Source organism: Pseudomonas fluorescens, from assembly GCF_041354075.1.
Classification (GTDB): domain Bacteria; phylum Pseudomonadota; class Gammaproteobacteria; order Pseudomonadales; family Pseudomonadaceae; genus Aquipseudomonas; species Aquipseudomonas fluorescens_CE.
The window spans coordinates 1-21,717 of record NZ_JARZGC010000029.1; the positions used below are offsets into that span (position 1 = coordinate 1).

Below are 21,717 nucleotides of genomic sequence, written 5' to 3' on the forward strand. Positions count from 1 at the left end.
CCCCCCCCCCCCCCCCCCCCCCCCCCCCCCCCCCCCCCCCCCCCCCCCCCCCCCGCGCCCCACCCCGCCCGCCCGCCCCCTCCCCCCCCCCCCCGTTTGGGGGGGCGCGCCGCGACGGCGTCAGAAGTAGGTCATGTCGAAAGTCACCGAACCGTCGAAGCTGACTTCGTCGTTCAGCGTGAGGCCGTCGGTGGCGGCGATATGGGTAGAGACGTCGATCTCGAAAGCGACGTCTTGCGCGATCATCGGCGTGGTGGTGTCGCTGGGTGAGCCGGCGGCGATGAGAATGTTCGGACGCAGGTGGTGATGAGCGCCCCAACTGGCCCCGTTGTCCCAGGAAATGATGGTCCGGGCCGGCTGCCCGTCCGCCACGACGCCTTTCATCATCGGAATGACAAAGCCGATTTTTTCGTTGGCCGGGGTGTTGCCCAGGCCATACCAGTCCCGGTTCGACGGGGTCCCGGCCCTGTTGTCGATCGAGCGCAGGGCAAAAGTACCCGGTGCTTCACAGCTGACGGAAAGGCGAATCGTGTGGACGCCGATGTTGGTGTAGGTGGCCGCGTTCAGGTCTTTCTTCGAGATTTTTCCGTGATCGATCACCCCGCCATCCGACAGGCTCGGGGTACAGGCCGCCGGGGTGATGGCACCGGTGACGCTCAGGTCAGTGCTCGACGCCGCCAGCGCAGAAGGCGCGAGGCCGATCAGGGCGGTGGCGGTCAGTGCTGCTAAACAGTGCTTCATTTTTCACATCCTTATGTCGTTGAAAAGCGCCCCCGAGGGAGCGAGTCCGGCTCAGAGGTAATTCATTTCCAGCGTGGCCGAACCGTCGATCTGGACTTCATTGGTCAGGTCCAGGCCGTCGGCGCGCAGGACGAACGGGGCGATGTCCAGTTCCATGGCAACGTCCTGAACGAGGATCGGCTGGCTGGTATCGCTCCTGTCGGCCACCGAGGCGTAATCCCCCGGCATCCAGAACACATGGCCCTCCCAGCCGGTTTGGCCGTCCTTGGATTTGATCGGCAGGACCGACACGCCATCGGCCACCGCGCCCATCATGTACATCATGAAGTGCCCCAGATTCTGACTGCCGTTGATTTTGCCGAGGCCGAAGGCTGACGCCAGGTTGCTCGAACCGATGCGGTTATCGACGCCCTTGAGCGCAAAGCGCTGGGGTGCGTCGCATTTGACGCTCAGGATCACGGTGCGCTTTTCGAGGTAGGTGCCGGTGGTTTGATTCAGATCCTTCGACGAAATATTGCCGTATTCGACGACACCCCCTTCGGACAGGGTTGGCAGGCAGGCGCTCGGGATGATCGAGCCGGTGACGCTCAGATCCGTGCTCGAAGCTGCCAGTGTATGTGGCGCCATGCCGATTAATGCGGTGGCGGTCAGTGCTGCGAAGTACTTTTTCATTTCCAGATTCTCATCGATTTGAAATTTTGCCTCTGTAGGCGCGAGCTTGCTCGCGATGGGCGTCAACGATGACGCGCGCTGTCTGGTTCGACGCGGCGGCCATGCATTTTTCGCGAGCGAGCTCGCTCCTACAAAAGCGTGGGTCATGGCTTTAGCGGTACACGACTTCGATTGTCGCGGAAGCATCAAGGATGGTTTCGTCGGTCAATGTCAGGGTTTTGGAAGGCGCGATGAACGTACTGACTTCCAGATCCATGGTGAGGTCTTTCACCATGATTGGGGTTTGCTGGTCTGCGGCAGTGCCAGCCGATACGAGCACTGTTTTGTTCAGGCTGGTGCCCTTCGTCCAGGACACGCCTTCATCCTCAGACTTGATAGCCTGAGCCGCCTGTCCATCTGCCGAGGTCTGTTTGATCCCGACATAGACAAAACCGAGTTTTTCTCCCGCGTTGCTCAATCCCAGGCCAAACCAGCCGCTGGTTGATTCCGTACCGTGTTTGTTATCGATTGATCTCAGGGCAAAGGGCGTAGAGCCATCACACGCCATGGTCAATTGCAGGGGGTCTCTGCTTATTTCCGTATTCACGTGGAGGGCAAGATCCGCCGCCGAGAATTTGCCAATATCGATCACACCGCCCCCGGACAAGCTCAACGTGCAAGCATTTGGCGTGATTTTGCCGGTCACGCTCAGGTCGGTGCTCGAAGCTGCCAGCACATGCGGCGCCATGCCGATCAGGGCCGTGGCCGACAGTGTTGCGAGGTACTTTTTCATTTGTCTTACTCATTTCCAGGGTTGATAAAAAGGCCGTTGCCAGCGAGCCGGTTTTGCGGGTAAGCGCGGCGCGGCTGGCGTGTTACAGGTAAATAATCTCGATCGTCCCCGCGCCATCGAGGTCGATGGCGTTGCTCATGTCCAGGCTGTTGAGGGGGGCAACGACGGCGTCGACGGTCACGCTGGCGTTGAAGTTCTGGATCATGGCCGGGCCCGCGTGGCTGCCGGCACGGTCGGTGAAACTCAGGTAACGGGTCTTGGCGAGGGCGATCGGGTTGGCGCCCGCGCTGCTCCACGCCGCACCGCCGCCAGTTGACTCGGTTCGATAGAGGCGGGCGACGCTGTCGGCGCTGGCGTTGGCCGGGTCGATGTTCAGCGAGAAAAAGCCGATTTTGTTCTGGCGACCGTCCGTGCCGAGGCCGTACTGGAAGTCGCTGTCGATGGTCGCCGAACCGGCGCGGTTGTCATGCATGATCAAGGCGAATGCGGTCGGGGCATCGCAGCCGACACGCAGGTTCAATGAGCGCGGTGGCAGGCGTGTGGGCTTGTCGGCGCTGAGGTCGTTGATCGTCAGGTTGCCGAAATCCACCACGCCACCGTTGGACAGTCCCGGCTCGCAAGCCGCCGGCGCGAAACGCGCGCGCAGGGTCGCCTCGCGGCTGCGTCCGGTGGCGATGGCGTCGAACACCCCGAAAGTCTCCCAGGTCACTGCGTCGCGTACGTGCATCCCTTGTTCCTGGACCCACGCCGTCACCTCGACCTGGGCCGAGAGCGTGCGACCCTGCAACGACGTGCCTGCCTGCACCGGGGCAATGCCATGTTCGGGCCGCCAGATCAGGCTCGACGCGATTTCCGAGGGCGGCTGGCCGGCACCGGCGATCAATCCGAGTTCCACCGACCGACCATCCAGCACCGCATCACGAACGCGCAACTGGTAACTGCCGCGCTCGGCAAAATGGAAGCGCTCGGCGGTCGCGGCCATGGCCCGGTAAAACAGGCTCAGGTCGGTGGCGGTTGGACAACTCAGGCTCAGGCTCAAACGCCGCTCGCCGAGGTTTCGTTCGGGGGCCGAATCAGGGCGGATCGCCCGGTTCATCAAGCCGTAGTCGAGCACCGGCTGGCTCAGGTTGAGCTGGCAGTCGTCGGTCGAAGCCAAGGCCTGTGGCGTGAGTACCAAAGCGACCAGGCTGGCCATCAAGCAGCGGAACAGGTTCATGGGCGTCATCCTCAAAGCGCCCGGCATCTGGCGGGAGCGGTTTCGTAATAGGCATGGGTGTCGGCGTCCGCCGGCAGCTCGAAAAGCAGTTCGCAAGGCGCCAGCCCCGGTGCATTGATCAACAGCGCACGGGTGTCGAGCGCGTTGGGCAGGAACACCAGGCCGCCTTCCTGCACCAGGGTCACGAACTCACCGTCACGGGTTTTCACCGAAGCGCCCCGGGGCAGCGCCGCGCCGTTGTCGGTGGTGACCTTGAGCAGGGCGCGACGGGTCAGGGTGACGCCGAACTCGACCTTGTCGACCGCGCCGCGTCCGGCGGACAGCACCGCCAGGCCGTTGCTGATGTCGGCATTGCGCGGCAGGGTGCGGGTATCGACTTCCACCGGACTTTTGCCGTAGGCCGACAGCTGCGGGATCACCGCCTGGCCTTGCCAGTCGGTCCACACCGGACCGCTCGGGGTCGAGACCTTGATCGCGCCCATGTCGCCCACCGAGAGCAGGCCGAAGGTGTCGCTGATCGGGTAGGGCGACAGCGTCAGACCGCCGCCATGCAGTACCGCACCGCCTCGGGCGCTGGCCTGGTAGCTGGAACGCTCGGCGTCGGCGCGGGTGTAGTTCAGGTCCAGCTGGGTGTAGCGCGGCAGCAGCGAAACGCCGGCCGTGGACTGCACCTCCTTGTCACGGGTGTCGTGCTCGACACCCACCCGGTAGGCCAGTTGATCGTTGATCTGCTCACTCACGCCCACACCACTGCGGTACTCGCCACCGGTGTTGCGCACCCAGGTGCGCGCCCGGCGGTTTTCGCCCAGGGGAATGCTCAGGTTCACGTAGACGCTGTCGCCGGTGCGGTTCGACCCGCTGAGTTGCCATTCCGCGGTCGCCGATACCGACACGGCGCCGATGTTGGTGCCCCAGGACGCGAGGGCACGGCTGCTGTTCCGGCCATCGAATGAGTTCGATTGGCTGAAGCCGCCGCTGAAGGCACCCAGCCACGGATGGGACCACGACAGAGACAGGCTTTGCTGGTCGCGGTAACGGGATTTGCGGTCGTCGCTGGTGTTGTCGAACACCGCGTCTTCCAGTTCGCGGTAACCCAGGGTGCGGTAGGAACCGCCGGCATTGAGTGCCCATTGATCGCTTAACCGGTGCGATGCGGTCAGGTCGGCCTGCAGCCCCTTGCCGGATTCGTTGCCGGTGGCCTGCGCCCCGGTCAGCGTTGCCTGGAGCTGCGTATCGGGCGTGGGCAGCAAGCCCAGGCTGGCTCCGGCCGCGCGATAGTCGGCGGCTCCGGTGATGCCGCCGCTGATCAGCACCTGCGGATTCAACGCGCCACTCCAGCCAGCGCTGATCACCCAGGGTTCATCGCCCTGTTCATCGCCCACCCGCCGCACATGGCCGGCCGCCAGCGAGTAGCCCGGTGCGGGCAGGCCGATGCCGAGCAGGGCGGCCGGGATGGTGAAGCTGCGTTCGCTGCCGTCTTCTTCCTTGACGGTGACTTCCACGTCCGAGCGGCTATTGAGGCGGCGAACGTTATTCAGGGCAAACGGCCCGGCGGGCACCACGGTGGAATAGATCAGCGAACCGTTCTGCCGCACCTCGACCTGAGCCTGGCTGTTGGCGATGCCTTCGATGACCGCACTTTGCCCTTCGGCTTGCAGGGCCTGCTCGTTGAGCACCTGCACGCCGGTGATCTGCGCACCGGCCAGCACCGGGTTGTAGAGGTTGATCTGACCCGCCTGCAACACCGCTTCATGTTCGGCGAAGGTGCGTTGCGCGTAGGCCGCGATATGCGTGGTCCGGGACACATCGTCCTGCCAGGTCTGCACCTGACGGCTGCGTACGATCCAGTCGCCGGCATTGAAACCCAACTCGGTGTTGGCCGATGCGTAGCGACTCGAATCATCGCCGAAGCGACTGTTCTGGCCCGTCACGTCGTAGTTGATCAGCGCTGCGAAGCCACCGGTCTGATAGCCGGACACATCTCTCACGGCCGGGCGAATGGCGTCGGTGGGAACGATCAGCGCCAGGGCCAGGTTGGCCGGGTCCTGCTCGATGGCTGTTTGCGGCCAGGCTCCCTGGAAATCATGACAACGGCCATCGTCGAGGGTGTGCTCGGGCACCGTGAGGTTGGCCTTGTCGAGCAGGGTGCGGTCGAAGCACAGCGCGCCCTGGCGATCGAAGGCGATGTCGACGCGGCCCTGACGCTGGCCATTGACGCTCAGCGTCACCGAATGCCGCCCGGCGGCAAAGCGTGGCGCCTGCATCAGCAAGCTTGCCAGTGCCGGATCGATACCGCGCTGGCGCAGCGTGCTGGTGTCGAACTGTGCCAGCAACAACGGATCACCGTGGGCGTCGAGCACCGTCAGTGCGTTGACCAGGAGCAAGGCTGCAAGGGCCCGACGGCCTGCGCGGCGATAGGGTATGGAGCGAACAACGGGCACGGCTTCGCCATCACGGTAAGAAGATACTGTGTTCATGGGGTTCACTTGGGTTGTGCCGGCCTGACCGATCTGAGGGGGTCAGGCACGCGAGTTGTAACGGCTTGAAACCGTCACCCGGAAACTTCGGCGCTTGGCGTTCCTTCGTCGCGCAGTCGTGGTGGTATCAGGATTCGATCGGGGCCTCGAAATGCGGCACGGCAAAGCCGTACACCGTGGCCGGCTGTAATCGCACGGCGGTGCCGGTCGCGCCATTGGCGCTCACGCTCAGGGTTTCGCCCGGCAGCACATAGGTGCGCGGCAGCAAGGCAGAACCGTTACCGGGCAGCAGCGTCAGTTCCTGGGCCAGGCGCACCACGTAGGGTGAAGGGTTGTGCACGCTCAGTTGGTTGTCTTTCAGGCGCCAGGTCAGCCCGGTCCACGGCGTGCGGTTGGGCGCCAGGCCTTTGGGATGCAGGATCACCGGCAGGTTCTGGCGCACCGTTACACCGACCCGCGCATGCCCGGCTTCTGCCGGCGGACGGTCCTGCGGCATCCCTTCGAAGATCACCCGTTTCAGACGCTGGGTCTTCAACGGCTCGGACGTCTGCAGAATGAACCGCACCAGTTGGCTCTTGGCTGGCTCGACCCGTGCCAGCGGCGGCGTGACAAACACCAGCGGGTCCTTGTCCTCGGGAATGTCTTCGAGGGTAACGTGCAGCAGGGCCAGGGTCGTATCGGTGTTGGTCACCGACACCGAGGCCTCGCCGTCGGCCTCGTTGACGATCACCACCGAGGTGTCGGGCACCATGCCGTCGGCCAGCACCTGGCCGCTGAGGGCGAAGGCCAGGATGCCCACGCAGAAACTCGAGCGCCGCGCGCTGTGGAAAAGGTTCATGGTTAATGCCTTTAGGGAAGAAGGAAAGGTCAGCATGGCTAGAGGTATCTCAGGTCGAGCACGATGGCGCCGTCCAGCGGCACTTCCTGGTTCAGGGTCAGGAAACTCGCGGCGTTGATCGAGGTGTTGATGTGCAGGGTCGCGGTCACCAGGCGATGAGGCTCGGGCACCAGCGTGCCGGGCCGGGCGAAACCCATGTAGTTGTTCGGGTAGGCATTGGTTTCCGGAAACCAGGTCAGGCCCTGGTTGCTCGACGCCAGCACCAGCGCGGGTTCGCCATCGGCCATTGCATTGCGGTAAGCCAGGCTCACCGCGCCCAGGCGTTCCTCCGGGGCGTGGACGTTCCATCCCAGACCGTAGTAGAACCCGGGCCCCAGTGACGAGTCGGCCCGGTTATCCATACCCACGAGCACGAACAGCAAGGGTTCGTTGCAACTCACGTGCAGCTCCAGTTGCCGCCCTGGCAGCGGGCTCAGCTCGTATTGATTGAGGGTGCGGGCGGGCACCTTGCCGTGGTCGACAATGCCGTCGTCCGAGAGCAATACGTCGCAGGCGTTCGGGGTGATCTGGCCCACCACGTTCAGCTCGACCTCGGAGGCGGCCATCGCCATTGGCCCGACGCTCAGCAGACCAAGCATCGCCAGCAGGTGTGAAGTCGCAAGTTTCATAACGGTCTGAAATCCTTGTCAGCACGGTGCAGGTGAGAGCGGTCAGGAAGGCCTGCCGCTCTTCGATCTATTGGCGAATTAGAAATAGACGACGGACAGGGTGACGGAACCGTCGATGGCTACTTCGTTGGTCAGGGTGAGTTGGTTGCTAGGGGCGATTTCCGGATAGATTTTCAGGTCGGCATTAAGCTGCTGGACCATGATTGGGGTCAGAGTGCCGGGGACGGCTACCGCCAGGATGTTGTCGGTAAAAAAGCCTGTCTCTGTGACCCAAGTGTTGCCTTGGTCCACCGAGCCGATCGTGCTGACTACCACCCCGTCGGCTGTTGCGGAACTCAGTTTCAACTCCAAGGCACCAAGCTTTTCGGTGGTGTTTATCATCCCGAGGCCATAAGTTTCTAGGCTGTTCCAGGATGAACCGGCGCGGTTGTCCTTGGCTTCCAGCGCTACGGAGGTTGGTGCATCGCAAGTCAACGACAGTTGCACCGTTTGAGTTGGCAGGTATGTGACTCTGTCAGCATTCAAATCCTTCGCCGAAATCTTCCCGTAATCCACCAGCCCGCCTTGGGACAGGGTTGGTGTGCAAGCACTCGGGGTAATCGATCCTTTAACGGTCAGGTCGACGCTGGAGGCGGCGAAAGCGTTGGCGCTGCCTGCCAGCAACAGCGCGGCGAGGAGGGTGTTGAAGGTCGTGTTCATGGTGAAACTCCTGGATATGATTCGAAAAAAAGGGGTTGATCAGTAGGTGATCTGCACGGTGGCGTGCCCGTCGATGGGCAGCTCGTCGAGCAAGGTCAGGTCACTGGCCGGCGCAATGATGGTGAAGGCGCGCAGGCGGGCACTGAGGTGCTGTACGGCGATGGGCGTACGCGGGTCGCCCGGCGCGGCAAACGCCGTCCAGCCGGCATGACCCAGATAACTGGATGCTCCCCAACTGGCGCCGTTGTCGCGGGACATGATCGTGACCACGCTGTTGCCATCGGCTTGCGCCTCGAATATCCCGAAGCCCACGCTGCCCAGGTTCTGGTCATCGTTGACCGTACCCAGCCCGTGGTAATTGGGGTTGATCACCGAGGTGCCGGCCCGGTTGTCGATGGTGGTCAGGGTGTAGCTTGTCGGGCCTTCGCAATCGACCTGAAGCAACATTTCGCCCACCGGCAACCGGGTCGGCAACGTCTGGTCGAGGTCCTTCGAGGTCAACTTGCCGTGATCGACGATGCCGCCGTCCGACAGCGAAGGGGTGCAGGAACTGGGCGTAATGGCCCCGATGACGCTCAGATCGGTACTGCTGGCGGCCAGTGCTGCGGGGGCGTTGGTCAGCAACAGGGCGATTGATAGAGCGAGTGCGCATCTTTCCATGATGGGTCGTCCTTTGAGTGATTGGGCGCGCGCCGGGTGACGGGCGTTACCGGTTGAAGTCCAGGGTTGCAGGTCGCTGACAAGCCGCGCATGGAGTGCAGGTTCCGGTTAGCGGGGTTAAACGTGTTTTCATCGCTCGGCGTTTCCTTCCAGAAGAATCGTTGGGGGTGCCCTGTTGCGGACAGGCGCAATCTATCGACGGAAGTTGCAGGGTGGAATGCAACTAATACGAAAACGCTGGGGCAGGGGTGTGTGCAAAGTCAGTGTTGTGGCGAGGTGTAAGAAAAGTCTTCTGGTGTATGTAGGAAGTAGGATTGCTACTTACATTTCGTATTTTTTTTCAGGGATGTCCGTAGGTTTTGTATGTGGTATTTCACCTGTCTACATGTAGGAAGAGTCTTTTTGTTTTATAGGAGAAAGTGCTGTTCCCCGTAGACATTGGGTTACGTAATTTTGGACTGCAGATTGGTCGTTGTGATGGGAACAGGTCAGCGCTATTTTTTTCCCCATTCCAGCCACTGAACAGGATTAATCCTACAATGCGAGTCATTATTGCTGACGATCATCCGGTAGTTCGTATCGGCTTGCGAATGCTCATCGACTTGAGCCGACCCTGTGTCGTCGTGGGCGAGGCCGATGGCCCCGACAGTCTGCTGAACCTGCTTTCCGATACCCCCTGCGAGCTGCTGGTCACCGATTTCAGCATGCCGGGCAACGTTCAGGCCGACGGTCTGAAAATGCTCAGCATGGTGCGACGCCATCATCCGCACACCGCGATTATCCTGGTCACCATGTTCGCCAACGTCACCACCCTGAGGGCTGCATTCGCCCAGGGCGTGATGGCGATCATCGCCAAGGATGCCTCCGCCAAGGAGCTGCCCCTGGCGATCAAGTCCGTGCGGGAAGGGCGGCGGTTCATCAGCCAGTCATTGCGCGCGGCGCTGCTGCAGGCCGAGGCCGACGTCGAGGCAGGCCCTCCCGCGCTGTCGGCCAAGGAACACGAGGTGGTCAGGATGCTCGCCAGTGGCATGACCGTCAGCGAAATCGCCGATTACTTTAAACGCAGCGTGTCGACCATCAGTAAACAGAAAAGCATGGCCATGCAGCGGCTGGGTATTTCCACCGATGTGGACTTGTTTGCGTATGCCCGTGACAGCGGGATGGTGCATTGAGTTGTTTAAAGGCTCTGCGCTTTCGTATTAGTTGTATTTCTGAATGTAGTGAGCCGCATTAAAGTTGCTTCCCGTTACACACTCGGGGAGTGGCGGCAATGGGTGAGTTGCCTGCTTTACCTGCCAATAAAATGAAACACTGGATGGGATCAGGAACAATGAACAGGAATGTCAGTGGGGTCGTTGCGGCCGTGTTTTTCGTCTTTGCGACCCATGCAAATGCTGCATCGAGCGTGGACTTGAGCGTCATCGGCAAAATTACCCCAGCGGCCTGTACGCCGCAGTTGTCCAACGGTGGAGTAGTCGACTACGGAAAAATCTCGGTCAAGGACCTTGTCAATGGCCTCAACCCGATGCCGGTTGTTGCCATTCAACTGACCGTTGCCTGCGATGCCGCTACTTTTTTTGCGGTTAAGAGTACCGACAACCGAAAGGATACGTCGGCGGATAACAGTCATTCCTCGTTTGGTCTGGGCCTGGGGGAAAACAATCAGAAGCTCGGGCTTTACAACTTGACGATGGAGAATGCCCTGGCCGACGGGGCGGCGGCTCAAATGGTGGAATCAGTCGATGGCAGCACCTGGTTCCCGGTGTCTGCCAGCCAGATCTGGCAGCCTGACTGGATGCGGACCGCCAACGCGCCCGGCCCGGACTACGCGCCCATTGCCATGCAGACGTTCACGGCGGATGTCGTCGTGGCGACCAAGGTCAGGAAGCCGGACGTCATTACCTCCGAAATGCGCTTGGATGGCAGCGCGACACTGGTCGTCTTCTACCTGTAATTCGCCGGGTGGGCATTGACTGGCGGCCATCGTCGTCAGTGCCGGTATTTTTAGGGTGAATGGCCATGGTCATTCGCGCACTGGCGGACTATCGTGCTGGCCAAATGATGATATTTGCGGAGCCCGTCCATGAAAGATGCCCACGACGCCTTGATTACCCGGTTCTACCAGGCTTTCCAGCGACTGGATGCCGAAGCGATGAGCGCCTGTTACACCGATGATGTGGTGTTCAGCGATCCGGCGTTTGGCGAACTGCGCGGGCGTGATGCCGGCGACATGTGGCGCATGCTCACCAGCCGGGCCAAGGACTTTTCCCTGACCTTCGACAGCGTGCGCAGCGATGAACGCAGCGGCGGTGCGCATTGGGTGGCGACGTACCTGTTCAGCCAGACCGGCAACACCGTGGTCAACGACATTCAGGCACGCTTCGTCTTTCGCGATGGCAAGATCTGCGAACATCACGACCACTTCGACCTGTGGGCCTGGTCGCGCCAGGCCCTGGGGTTCAAGGGCCTGTTGCTGGGCTGGACTCCGTTGGTGCGCAACGCCGTGCGTGCCCAGGCGTTGAAGGGGCTGAAGGCATTTCAGGCCGGTCGCTGATAAGATCGCGGTTTGTTTCCTTCAAGCCTCGATCGTCACGTGAACCCTCCCAGCGAATCCACCATCGTTGCCACCGAGCCGGTGCCCGCCAGCAAACCCTGGTTTGTCTATCTGGTGCGGGCGGCCAATGGTTCGCTGTACTGCGGCATCAGCGACGACCCCGTGCGCCGTTTCGCCAAGCACCAGAGTGGCAAGGGCGCGCGTTTCTTCCTGTCCAGCCCGGCCATGGCGCTGGTCTACACCGAAGCCTGTCGCGACAAGCGCGAAGCGTTGCGCCAGGAACGGCTGATCAAGAAACTTCGAAAAAGCGCCAAGGAATGCCTGGTGGCGACCTTTGCCGCCGGCTTATCAATCTGACTGATAGGTTCCCATCAGGCACATCGGTAGGCCGCCCGCCGATTGCGCGCTAAGCTGCTGGCTCACTTTCTGTGCGGCGGAGCCGAGCATGTCCGAGTTGATACTCCATCATTACCCGACGTCCCCTTTCGCCGAAAAGGCCCGCCTGTTGCTGGGCTTCAAGGGTTTGTCCTGGCGTTCGGTGAAGATCTCGCCGGTGATGCCCAAACCAGAGTTGACGGCGTTGACCGGTGGCTACCGCAAGACCCCGGTGTTGCAGGTCGGCGCGGACATCTATTGCGATACGGCCTTGATTGCCCGCCGACTGGAACAGGAAAAAGCCTTGCCGGCGTTTTTCCCCGAAGGTCAGGAAATGGTCGCCGCAACCTTCGCCGCGTGGGCCGACTCGGTGGTGTTCCAGCACGCGGTGAGCCTGGTGTTCCAGCCGGCCTCGGTGGCCGTGCGTTTCGGCCACTTGCCGCCGGAAGCGATCAAGGCGTTTCTCGCCGACCGCGCCGGGCTGTTCAGTGGTGGCAGCGCCAGCAAGTTGCCTGCGGAACTGGCACGGCATCAATGGCCGACGATCATGGCGCGCCTGGAGCAACAACTTCAGCGCGAACAGGGTGATTTCCTGTTCGGCGTACCCTCCATTGCCGACTTCGCCCTGGCCCATTGCCTGTGGTTTCTCAAGGCGACGCCGGTGACCGCACCCTTGGTCGATGCGTATCCGGCGGTGGCCGCGTGGCATGCGCGGGTCATGGGGTTCGGTCACGGCGCGTCCAGCGAGATGACGACCGAACAGGCACTGGACGTGGCACGCACCACGGCACCGGCCGCCCTGCCGGACGAACAGTTCGAGGAGCCGAATGGTTTCGAGGCGGGCCAGCCGGTGATCATCGCCGCCACGGACTACGGCGTCGATCCGGTGGCCGGGGAGCTGCTGTTTGCCGGGCGCGAGGAATTGATCCTGCGCCGCGAGGACGAGCGTGCGGGTGTGGTGCACGTGCACTTTCCGCGCTTTGGGTTCCGGATCGAAAAGCGCTGACAGCGGCAAATATCTCCTGTGGGAGCGGGCTTGCTCGCGAAGGTGGTGTGTCAGGCGACACTGATATTGCCTGACACACCGCCTTCGCGAGCAAGCCCGCTCCCACAGGTACTAGCCAGCATCCAACAGGGTTACTTCAACGCCGCCATGATTGCATCCGGGTCATACCCGCGAATCAGCGTGCCGTTCACATCGATGAACGGAATGCCGCCCCCGCCCAGGGCCTCATAGGCCTTGCGCGCCTGGGCATCCTTCTCGATATCGAATTCCCGGTAGGGAATGCCCTTCTGGTCGAGAAAGCGTCGGCTCTGTTTGCAGTAGCCGCACCATTCGGTGCTGTAGAGCACGACCTTGGCGTTGGCCCGGACCTGCTCCGGGACCACTTGGGAAGGGTTGAACACTCGCTCGATCTTGCCCCAGTTCTGGTAGACCACGACCACCAGCAGGATCAGCAGGACTTTCTTCAGCACGTTGCGCAGCATCAGTTACGGCGCTTGAGCTGGTCGGTGAGGGAGGTCGGCAGGCCCTTGATGATCAGCGTGCCGGCTTCTTCGTCGTACTCGATCTTCGAGCCCAGCAGGTGCGCTTCGAAGCTGATCGACAGACCCTCGGCGCGGCCGGTGAAGCGGCGGAACTGGTTCAGGGTGCGTTTGTCCGCCGGGATCTCCGGCGACAGGCCGTAGTCCTTGTTGCGAATGTGGTCGTAGAAGGCTTTCGGGCGCTCTTCGTCGATCAGCTCGGAAAGCTCTTCCAGGCCCATGGGCTCGCCCATTTTTGCCTGGCTACTGGCGTATTCCACCAGGGTCTTGGTTTTTTCCCGGGCGGAGTCTTCCGGCAGGTCTTCGCTCTCGACGAAGTCGCTGAAGGCCTTGAGCAGCGTGCGGGTTTCGCCGGGGCCGTCGACGCCTTCCTGGCAGCCGATGAAGTCGCGGAAATACTCCGAGACCTTTTTGCCGTTCTTGCCCTTGATGAAGGAAATGTACTGCCTGGACTGTTTGTTGTTCTGCCACTCGGACACGTTGATCCGCGCGGCCAGGTGCAACTGGCCCAGGTCAAGGTGACGGGAGGGCGTCACGTCCAGTTGATCGGTCACCGCCACGCCTTCACTGTGGTGCAGAAGGGCGATGGCCAGGTAATCGGTCATGCCTTGCTGGTAGTGCGCAAACAGAACGTGGCCGCCCACGGAGAGGTTCGACTCTTCCATCAGTTTTTGCAGGTGCTCCACCGCCACCCGGCTGAACGCGGTGAAATCCTTGCCGCCGTCGAGGTATTCCTTCAGCCAGCCGCTGAACGGGTGCGCCCCCGACTCGGCGTGGAAGAAACCCCAGGCCTTGCCTTGTTTGGCGTTGTAGCTCTCGTTGAGGTCGGCAAGCATGTTCTCGATGGCGGCGGACTCTGCCAGTTCGGAGTCGCGAGCGTGGAGAACTGCGGGCGTACCGTCGGGTTTTTTATCGATCAGGTGGACGATGCAATGACGGATCGGCATGGGCTTCTCGGATGATTGAAGTGGGGAGGGCGTGCTCCCCGAAAAAGCGCCCAGTGTACCGCAACCACTGGTTTTGGCGCGGTGCGAAGGGCAATTCGACGGCCTTCGGCGGCCCTTATGCGTTTTTTTCCCGATTTAGAGCAATAAAGCTGACCAAATGGGTAGGGAGAGGCGGATATTTCCTTGTCGCTGTGCTAGTTTTGCCCGGTCTTGCGCGAAGTCACTGCGTTAAGCCTGCAGTCAGCAAATGTCAGGTCGAACCAAACCCTGATTTCGGTATCTATAACCCCGATCCCGTGGTTATTGGCCGAGGGTGCCAGATCCAGAAGATCGGGCTCGATGGCTGACACTGCACTCTGCAATCCATATGAATTTGATAGGGAAGGAACACTACATGGCTCTTACTAAAGACCAACTGATCGCCGACATCGCTGAAGCCATCGACGCGCCAAAAACCACCGCGCGTAACGCTCTGGACCAACTGGGTCAGATCGTTGCTGATCAGCTGGAAAACGGCGGCGAAATCACTTTGCCAGGTATCGGCAAACTGAAAGTGACCGAGCGTCCTGCCCGTACTGGCCGTAACCCATCGACTGGCGCTGCCATCGAAATCGCTGCCAAGAAAGTTGTGAAGTTCGTCCCGGCCAAAGCGCTGAACGACGGCATCAACAAGTAAGATGCAGTGAAAAGCCGTGCTCCGGAGCGATCCGGGCACGGCTTTTTTGTGCCTGGGATTCTGTGGGAGCGGCGGCTCAGTCAGTCTTTGCGCACCCAGCGCTGGCGCCACGCCTGCTGCTGCTCTGGCGTCTGGAAAGTCCAGGCAACAAAACGGCTCTGCTTCTGCCCCTGGCCCATTTCCACCACCTGGCTTGCCAAGGCGCCGGCCTTTTTCAGCGCGGCCTGAATCGCCGGCAGGTTCGAGGCTTTCGACACCAGGGTGCTGAACCACAGCACCTGCTGACCCAGTTGTGCGCTCTCGCTGATCAGTTGCGTGACGAAGCGGGCCTCGCCGCCCTCGCACCACAGCTCCGCGGCCTGGCCGCCGAAGTTGAGCACCGGCAGCTTGCGTTTCGGGTCGGCCTTGCCCAGCGCCCGCCATTTGCGGCTGCTGCCGCGTGTGGCTTCCTCAAGGGAGGCGTGGAACGGCGGGTTGCACATCGTCAGGTCGAATTGTTCGGTGCTTTCGAGCAAGCCCAGGAGGATGTGCTTGCGCTCGGTCTGCTGGCGAACCTGGATGGCCTTGTTCAAACCATTGGCCGCGACTATGGTGCGGGCCGAGGCGAGGGCGATGGCATCGATGTCCGAGCCGAGGAACTGCCAGCGGTAGTCGCTGTGGCCGATCAGCGGATACACGCAGTTGGCGCCCGTGCCCACGTCCAGCACCTTCACTGCGGCGCCTCGGGGAATCACACCGTCATTGCCCTCGGCCAGCAGGTCGGCGAGAAAGTGCACGTAATCGGCCCGCCCTGGTACTGGCGGGCACAGGTAGTCGGCGGGGATGTCCCAATGGGTAATGCCGTAGAACGCCTTGAGCAGCGCCCGATTGAACACCCGCACCGCTTCCGGGCTGGCGAAGTCGATGCTTTCCTTGCCGTACGGATTGATGATCACGAACTTCGCCAGTTCCGGCGTGCTCTTGATCAGCGCGGGAAAGTCGTAACGGCCCTGATGACGGTTGCGCGGATGCAGGCTGGCCTTTTCCTTCGGCGCGGTCGTGCTGGCCGGGGTTTTGCTGTCAGGCTTTTTGCGCGCAGGCTTGGGTGTACGGGGGGCGGTCATGGGCGGGTCGATTCGGGTATGGCTGAAAGTGGCGGGCATTGTCCCACATTGATGGCTGATGCACAGATCCCTGTAGGAGCGAGCATGCTCGCGATGGAAGTCCAGACACCGCGGGCATTCAGGCAACCATCGTTATCGTTAACCACCATCGCGAGCATGCTCGCTCCTACAGGGGGCGCGAGCGGGCAGGCACAAAAAAGGGAGGCCGTTGCGGGCCTCCCTTTTTCGTTGCGATTGGCCGTTACAGGCTGGCAATCCGCGCGTGCTGCTCGGCCAGCTTGCCCAGAGCCTGTTCGGCTTCGGCCAGTTTGGCGCGTTCCTTCTCGATGACTTCGGCCGGGGCCTTGTCGACGAAACCGGCGTTGGACAGCTTGCCGCCGACCCGCTGGACTTCACCTTGCAGACGCTGGATTTCCTTGTCCAGACGGGCCAGTTCGGCGCCCTTGTCGATCAGCCCGGCCATCGGCACCAGCACTTCCATCTCACCCACCAGCGCGGTGGCGGACAGCGGTGCTTCTTCGCCAGCGGCGAGCACGGTGATCGATTCCAGGCGCGCCAGTTTCTTCAGCAGCGCCTCGTTCTCGGTGAGGCGACGCTGATCTTCGGCGCTGACGTTCTTCAGGAACAACGGCAGCGGTTTGCCCGGGCCGATGTTCATTTCGCCACGGATGTTACGCGTGCCGAGCATCAGGCCCTTGAGCCACTCGATGTCGTCTTCGGCAGCCGGATCGATGCGCTCCTCGTTGGCCACCGGCCAGGCTTGCAGCATGATCGTCTTGCCTTCGATACCGGCCAGCGGCGCGATGCGCTGCCAGATTTCCTCGGTGATGAACGGCATGAACGGGTGCGCCAGACGCAGGGCCACTTCCAGTACGCGAACCAGCGTGCGACGGGTGCCGCGCTGGCGTTCGACCGGCGCGTTTTCGTCCCACAGCACCGGCTTGGACAGTTCCAGGTACCAGTCGCAATACTGGTTCCAGATGAACTCGTACAGGGCTTGTGCCGCCAGGTCGAAACGGAACTGGTCAAGCTGACGGGTCACTTCGGCTTCGGTGCGTTGCAACTGCGAAATGATCCAGCGGTCGGCCAGCGACAGCTCGTAGGCTTCGCCGTTCTGGCCGCAGTCTTCGCCCTTGTCCAGCACGTAGCGCGCCGCGTTCCAGATCTTGTTGCAGAAGTTGCGATAGCCTTCGACGCGGCCCATGTCGAACTTGATGTCGCGACCGGTGGACGCCAGCGAGCAGAAGGTGAAGCGCAGGGCGTCGGTGCCATAGCTGGCGATGCCCTCGGCGAACTCGTCGCGGGTCTGCTTCTCGATCTTCTTCGCCAGTTTCGGTTGCATCATGCCGGAGGTGCGTTTCTGCACCAGGGCTTCGAGCTCGATGCCGTCGATGATGTCCAGCGGGTCCAGGACGTTGCCCTTGGACTTGGACATCTTCTGGCCCTGGCCATCACGCACCAGACCGTGCACGTAAACGGTCTTGAACGGAACCTGCGGGGTGCCGTCCTCGTTCTTGATCAGGTGCATGGTCAGCATGATCATCCGGGCAACCCAGAAGAAAATGATGTCGAAGCCCGTCACCAGCACGTCGGTGGAGTGGAATTTCTTCAGGAATTCGGTTTTTTCCGGCCAGCCCAGGGTGGAGAACGTCCACAGGCCCGAACTGAACCAGGTGTCGAGCACGTCGTTGTCCTGTTGCAGCGTGACGTCGGCGCCGATGTTGTGCTTGGCGCGCACCTCGGCTTCGTCGCGGCCGACATAGACCTTGCCCGACTCGTCGTACCAGGCCGGAATGCGGTGGCCCCACCACAGCTGACGGCTGATGCACCAGTCCTGGATGTCGCGCATCCACGAGAAGTACATGTTTTCGTACTGCTTGGGCACGAACTGAATGCGGCCGTCTTCCACGGCGGCAATCGCCGGCTCGGCCAGCGGTTTGGTCGACACGTACCACTGGTCGGTCAGCCACGGCTCGATGATGGTCCCGGAGCGGTCGCCCTTCGGTACTTTCAGGGCGTGATCGTTGACACTGACCAGCAGGCCGGCGGCGTCGAAGGCGGCAACGATCTGCTTGCGTGCCTCGAAACGGTCGAGACCGGCAAATTCGGCCGGGATCTTGCCGTCGATGCTTTCGTTCAGCGTGCCGTCGAGGTTGAACGCCTGTACGGCGGGCAGAACGTTGGCGTTCTTGTCGAAGATGTTCAGCAGCGGCAAGCTGTGGCGCTTGCCGACTTCGTAGTCGTTGAAATCGTGGGCCGGGGTGATTTTCACGCAGCCGGTGCCGAATTCAGGGTCGCAGTAATCGTCGGCGATGATCGGAATGCGGCGACCCACCAGCGGCAGCTCGACGAATTTGCCGATCAGGGCTTTGTAGCGTTCATCGTTCGGGTTCACCGCGACGGCGGAGTCGCCGAGCATGGTTTCCGGGCGAGTGGTCGCGACGACCAGGTAAGCGTTGCCTTCAGCGGTTTTCGCGCCATCAGCCAGCGGGTACTTGAGGTTCCACAGGAAACCTTTCTCGTCGTGGTTTTCCACTTCTAGGTCGGAGATCGCCGTGTGCAGCTTGGTGTCCCAGTTGACCAGGCGCTTGCCGCGATAGATCAGGCCGTCTTCGTGCAGGCGCACGAAAGCTTCCTTGACCGCTTCGGACAGGCCGTCATCCATGGTGAAGCGCTCGCGGCTCCAGTCCACGGACGAGCCGAGGCGGCGGATCTGGCGGCTGATGTTGCCACCGGACTGATCCTTCCATTCCCAGACCTTCTCGAGGAATTTTTCGCGGCCCAGATCGTGGCGGTTCTGGCCCTGGGCTTCGAGTTGGCGCTCCACCAGCATTTGCGTGGCGATACCGGCGTGGTCGGTGCCCGGCTGCCACAGGGTGTTGCGGCCCTGCATGCGGCGGAAACGGATCAGGGCGTCCATGATCGCGTTGTTGAAGCCATGCCCCATGTGCAGGCTGCCGGTGACGTTCGGCGGCGGGATCATGATGGTGTAGGACTCGCCCGCGCCTTGCGGGGCGAAGTAATTCTCGGACTCCCAGGTGTTGTACCAGGAAGTTTCAATGGCGTGCGGCTGGTAGGTCTTATCCATGCGCGGCGGGACCCTATTGGCATCAATTCAGGAAAAGCCGACGAGTATAGCGGGGCACGGGGCGCAGGGCGAGCGGGGGCGGACGGGGCGTGCTGAAAACCGCTCCCCTGTAGGAGCGAGCATGCTCGCGATGGTGGTCAACGATAACGCTGGCTGTCTGAATGCCCGCGGTGCCTGGGCCTCCATCGTCGGAGCGCCGCCCGGAGCATGCTCGCTCCTACAGGAGGTCAATCATTGTACTGGCTGAGCAACCGCTCCATCCGCGCACTCAGGCGGCGTTTGATTTCGGTCTCGATGTGCGGGGCGAAGTCATCGATCACGTCCTGCATGATCAATTGCGCGGCGGCGCGCAGTTCGCTGTCCAGGTGCAGCAGGGCGTCAGGGCCCGCGCTGGTACCAGTGGCCGCAGGGGTGGGTTCGACCGTCGGCTGGCTGGCGCTGACCGTGTCGAACAGCATGGGAATCTGTTCCTGTTCACCGGCCTCGACCGTGTCGGTCAGCAGCGGCGGTTGCAGGTTGTCATCACCGAGCAACTGGCGGATCGATTCGAGATCCTCCAGCAGGTGCGCGGGTTTTTGCAGCGGTTTTGGAGTGTCCATCGGCGTGCTCAGAGTCGCTGTAAACGGTGATCTTGCAGAGGATAGCCCTGTTCGCGGTAGAAACGGAAACTCTCCCGCGCTGCGGCACGAATCGTCGGATCTTCCACCACCACCTCCGCCACGCGGGCGAATTGGCGGGCGAAGGCCGGGACTTTCAGGTCCAGGTTGACCAGCAGATCCTGGTGCTGGCCGCAGTCGTCGCCAAGACCCAGCACGATCGAACCCTCGGGCTCACTGTCCGCCGGGCCGTGGGGCACGAAGCTTTCGCCCTTGAAACTCCACAGGCGCGCATCGAGATCGTCGCGCTGGGCGGCATCGCTGCAATGCAGGTAGATGCGGTGACCCATGCGCCAGGCTTTCTCGGTGAGCTTGCAGGCGAAATCCAGCCGCGCCGAAGGATCGGCGCTGGGCAGGATGTAAAAGTCGACTTTGGTCATTGCGGTTCCTGAGCCGGGCGCGACGCTGTCCGGGGACGGCGCCGCGCCGGGTCATCGGTGTCAGGCCCTGGCGCGGTCCAGCAGGTATTGGGTCAGCAAGGGCACCGGACGGCCAGTGGCGCCCTTGTCCTTGCCGCCGCTGGTCCAGGCGGTGCCGGCGATGTCCAGGTGTGCCCAGTTGAGGTTCTTGGTGAAGCGCGACAGGAAGCAGGCGGCGGTGATGGTGCCGGCTTTCGGGCCACCGATGTTGGCGATGTCGGCGAACGGGCTGTCGAGCTGTTCCTGGTACTCGTCGAACAGCGGCAGTTGCCAGGCGCGGTCATCGGCTGCCTTGCCGGCGCTCAGCAGTTGGCCGATCAGTTCGTCGTTGTTGCCCAGCAGGCCGGACGTGTGGGCACCCAGTGCAACCACGCAAGCGCCGGTCAGGGTGGCGATGTCGATCACGGCCTGGGGTTTGAAACGCTCGGAGTAGGTCAGCGCGTCGCACAGTACCAGACGGCCTTCGGCGTCGGTGTTGAGGATTTCCACGGTCTGGCCGCTCATGGTGGTGACGATGTCGCCCGGACGCGAAGCGTTGCCGCTTGGCATGTTCTCGGCGCAGGCCAGGATGCACACCAGGTTGATCGGCAGCTTCAGCTCAAGCACGGCGCGCAGGGTGCCGAAGACGCTGGCGGCACCGCCCATGTCGTACTTCATTTCATCCATGCCCAGGCCCGGCTTGAGGCTGATGCCGCCGGTGTCGAAGGTGATCCCCTTGCCGACCAGTGCGTACGGCTTCTCGGATTTCTTGCCGCCGTTGTATTGCATGACGATCAGGCGCGGAGGCTGGGCGCTGCCCTGGCCAACGGCATAGAACGAACCCATGCCCAGGTCCTTGATCTTTTTCTCGTCGAGGACCTCGACCTTCAGGCTCTTGAATTCCTTGCCGAGATTCTTCGCCTGTTCGCCGAGGAAGGTCGGGTGGCAGACGTTCGGCGGCAGGTTGCCCAGGTTGCGGGTGAACGCCATGCCGTTGGCGATGGCGGTGGCGTGGGCCACGGCGCGCTCGACTTCGGCCTGGGCGGCCTTGATGGTCACCAGGGTGATTTTTTTCAGGGCGCGAGGTTCGGCTTTCTGGCTCTTGAACTGATCGAAGCTGTATTCGCCATCGACCAGGGTTTCAGCCAGCAGTCGGGTCTTGCCGTAGCTGTCACGGCCCTTGACCACGACTTCGTCCAGGGCCAGCGCTGCGTCGCTGCCGCCCAGGCCCTTGAGGGTGTTGAGGATACCGGCGACGATCTTGCGGAACGGGCGATCGCCCAGTTCCTCGTCCTTACCCACGCCCACGAGCAGCACGCGCTCGGCTTTCAGGTTCGGCAGGCTGTGCAGCAACAGGCTCTGGCCAACCTTGCCCGCCAGGTCGCCGCGCTTGAGCACGGCGCTGATGGCGCCGCCGCTCAGGGCGTCGATCTGGGAGGCGGCAGCGCCGAGTTTGCGGCCTTCGCCGACGGCGACCACCAGGGTGGCGGTTTTCAACGTTTCGGGGTTGACGCTTTTTACAACCAGTTCCATGTCCGGTTCCCTGAGTGATGGGTGGGTAGGCAAGGGCTGCGAGGTACGAGCCAGCCTGCTAATAAGGAAAGACGCGCAGTTTGAACCTCGCTGCCGGGC

22 protein-coding genes are annotated in these 21,717 nt (G+C 62.1%); 6 read left to right on the plus strand and 16 right to left on the minus strand.

Annotated elements, in window-relative coordinates; all coding sequences use genetic code 11:
* Positions 1-120: 120 nt before the first annotated feature.
* The 9 genes from QIW53_RS24955 to QIW53_RS24995 all read right to left on the minus strand — a co-directional run bounded on the left by QIW53_RS24955 (position 121) and on the right by QIW53_RS24995 (position 8,743).
* The gene (locus tag QIW53_RS24955; protein ID WP_192305172.1) at positions 121-741 is read right to left on the minus strand and encodes a DUF1120 domain-containing protein; all 621 of its coding nucleotides are present in this window, start codon (positions 739-741) and stop codon (positions 121-123) included.
* A 51-nt stretch (positions 742-792) separates the two neighbouring features.
* Entirely contained in the window at positions 793-1,413 is a 621-nt protein-coding gene (locus tag QIW53_RS24960; protein ID WP_371052224.1) for a DUF1120 domain-containing protein, read from the minus strand.
* A 151-nt stretch (positions 1,414-1,564) separates the two neighbouring features.
* Positions 1,565-2,185 carry a DUF1120 domain-containing protein gene (locus tag QIW53_RS24965; protein WP_371052225.1) on the minus strand — a complete coding sequence of 207 codons (621 nt, stop codon included), beginning with the start codon at positions 2,183-2,185 and terminating at the stop codon, positions 1,565-1,567.
* 82 nt (positions 2,186-2,267) lie between these two features.
* Complete coding sequence (locus QIW53_RS24970) at positions 2,268-3,401, minus strand: DUF1120 domain-containing protein (protein ID WP_371052226.1); 1,134 nt, start codon at positions 3,399-3,401, stop codon at positions 2,268-2,270.
* Between the two features lie 11 nt (positions 3,402-3,412).
* Positions 3,413-5,878, minus strand: a complete 2,466-nt coding sequence (locus QIW53_RS24975) for a fimbria/pilus outer membrane usher protein (RefSeq protein ID WP_371052227.1) — start codon at positions 5,876-5,878, stop codon at positions 3,413-3,415.
* 127 nt (positions 5,879-6,005) lie between these two features.
* Positions 6,006-6,716 (minus strand): fimbria/pilus chaperone family protein, encoded by a 711-nt coding sequence (locus tag QIW53_RS24980; protein ID WP_371052228.1) that lies wholly within the window; start codon positions 6,714-6,716, stop codon positions 6,006-6,008.
* Positions 6,717-6,754: 38 nt separating this feature from the next.
* Positions 6,755-7,384: a DUF1120 domain-containing protein gene (locus QIW53_RS24985; RefSeq protein ID WP_192305184.1), complete on the minus strand. Its 630-nt coding sequence runs from the start codon at positions 7,382-7,384 to the stop codon at positions 6,755-6,757.
* A 78-nt stretch (positions 7,385-7,462) separates the two neighbouring features.
* Positions 7,463-8,083 (minus strand): DUF1120 domain-containing protein, encoded by a 621-nt coding sequence (locus QIW53_RS24990; protein WP_371052229.1) that lies wholly within the window; start codon positions 8,081-8,083, stop codon positions 7,463-7,465.
* Positions 8,084-8,122: 39 nt separating this feature from the next.
* Positions 8,123-8,743, minus strand: a complete 621-nt coding sequence (locus QIW53_RS24995) for a DUF1120 domain-containing protein (protein ID WP_371052230.1) — start codon at positions 8,741-8,743, stop codon at positions 8,123-8,125.
* Positions 8,744-9,282: 539 nt separating this feature from the next.
* Here QIW53_RS24995 and QIW53_RS25000 point away from each other — a divergent pair.
* The 5 genes from QIW53_RS25000 to QIW53_RS25020 all read left to right on the plus strand — a co-directional run bounded on the left by QIW53_RS25000 (position 9,283) and on the right by QIW53_RS25020 (position 12,678).
* Positions 9,283-9,915 carry a response regulator gene (locus QIW53_RS25000; RefSeq protein ID WP_371052231.1) on the plus strand — a complete coding sequence of 211 codons (633 nt, stop codon included), beginning with the start codon at positions 9,283-9,285 and terminating at the stop codon, positions 9,913-9,915.
* Between the two features lie 98 nt (positions 9,916-10,013).
* Positions 10,014-10,697 (plus strand): DUF1120 domain-containing protein, encoded by a 684-nt coding sequence (locus QIW53_RS25005; protein WP_371052232.1) that lies wholly within the window; start codon positions 10,014-10,016, stop codon positions 10,695-10,697.
* A gap of 129 nt (positions 10,698-10,826) precedes the next feature.
* The gene (locus tag QIW53_RS25010; RefSeq protein ID WP_371052234.1) at positions 10,827-11,297 is read left to right on the plus strand and encodes a nuclear transport factor 2 family protein; all 471 of its coding nucleotides are present in this window, start codon (positions 10,827-10,829) and stop codon (positions 11,295-11,297) included.
* A 39-nt stretch (positions 11,298-11,336) separates the two neighbouring features.
* Positions 11,337-11,654 carry a GIY-YIG nuclease family protein gene (locus QIW53_RS25015; protein ID WP_371052235.1) on the plus strand — a complete coding sequence of 106 codons (318 nt, stop codon included), beginning with the start codon at positions 11,337-11,339 and terminating at the stop codon, positions 11,652-11,654.
* Between the two features lie 88 nt (positions 11,655-11,742).
* Positions 11,743-12,678 carry a glutathione S-transferase family protein gene (locus QIW53_RS25020; protein WP_371052236.1) on the plus strand — a complete coding sequence of 312 codons (936 nt, stop codon included), beginning with the start codon at positions 11,743-11,745 and terminating at the stop codon, positions 12,676-12,678.
* Between the two features lie 131 nt (positions 12,679-12,809).
* Here QIW53_RS25020 and QIW53_RS25025 read toward each other — a convergent pair whose 3' ends face one another.
* Both QIW53_RS25025 and yejK read right to left on the minus strand, forming a co-directional pair.
* The gene (locus QIW53_RS25025; protein WP_371052238.1) at positions 12,810-13,160 is read right to left on the minus strand and encodes a glutaredoxin family protein; all 351 of its coding nucleotides are present in this window, start codon (positions 13,158-13,160) and stop codon (positions 12,810-12,812) included.
* The gene (gene yejK / locus QIW53_RS25030) at positions 13,160-14,164 is read right to left on the minus strand and encodes a nucleoid-associated protein YejK (protein ID WP_371052239.1); all 1,005 of its coding nucleotides are present in this window, start codon (positions 14,162-14,164) and stop codon (positions 13,160-13,162) included. The genes QIW53_RS25025 and yejK overlap by 1 nt, the downstream gene beginning before the upstream one ends.
* A 394-nt stretch (positions 14,165-14,558) precedes the next feature.
* Between yejK and QIW53_RS25035 the strand changes: the two genes are divergently transcribed.
* Positions 14,559-14,840, plus strand: coding sequence for an HU family DNA-binding protein (locus QIW53_RS25035; protein ID WP_092393651.1), 282 nt, complete (start codon positions 14,559-14,561; stop codon positions 14,838-14,840).
* A gap of 80 nt (positions 14,841-14,920) precedes the next feature.
* On the opposite strand, the gene rlmF is transcribed toward QIW53_RS25035, so the two are convergent.
* The 5 genes from rlmF to QIW53_RS25060 all read right to left on the minus strand — a co-directional run bounded on the left by rlmF (position 14,921) and on the right by QIW53_RS25060 (position 21,618).
* Complete coding sequence (rlmF, locus tag QIW53_RS25040) at positions 14,921-15,943, minus strand: 23S rRNA (adenine(1618)-N(6))-methyltransferase RlmF (RefSeq protein ID WP_371052241.1); 1,023 nt, start codon at positions 15,941-15,943, stop codon at positions 14,921-14,923.
* Between the two features lie 241 nt (positions 15,944-16,184).
* A complete protein-coding gene (locus QIW53_RS25045) occupies positions 16,185-19,031 on the minus strand; it encodes a valine--tRNA ligase (RefSeq protein WP_371052242.1) in 2,847 nt (948 codons plus the stop codon).
* Positions 19,032-19,258: 227 nt separating this feature from the next.
* Positions 19,259-19,630: a DNA polymerase III subunit chi gene (locus tag QIW53_RS25050; protein ID WP_371052243.1), complete on the minus strand. Its 372-nt coding sequence runs from the start codon at positions 19,628-19,630 to the stop codon at positions 19,259-19,261.
* Positions 19,631-19,638: 8 nt separating this feature from the next.
* Complete coding sequence (locus QIW53_RS25055; RefSeq protein ID WP_371052244.1) at positions 19,639-20,067, minus strand: DNA polymerase III subunit chi; 429 nt, start codon at positions 20,065-20,067, stop codon at positions 19,639-19,641.
* Between the two features lie 60 nt (positions 20,068-20,127).
* A complete protein-coding gene (locus QIW53_RS25060) occupies positions 20,128-21,618 on the minus strand; it encodes a leucyl aminopeptidase (protein ID WP_371052245.1) in 1,491 nt (496 codons plus the stop codon).
* Positions 21,619-21,717: the final 99 nt, after the last annotated feature.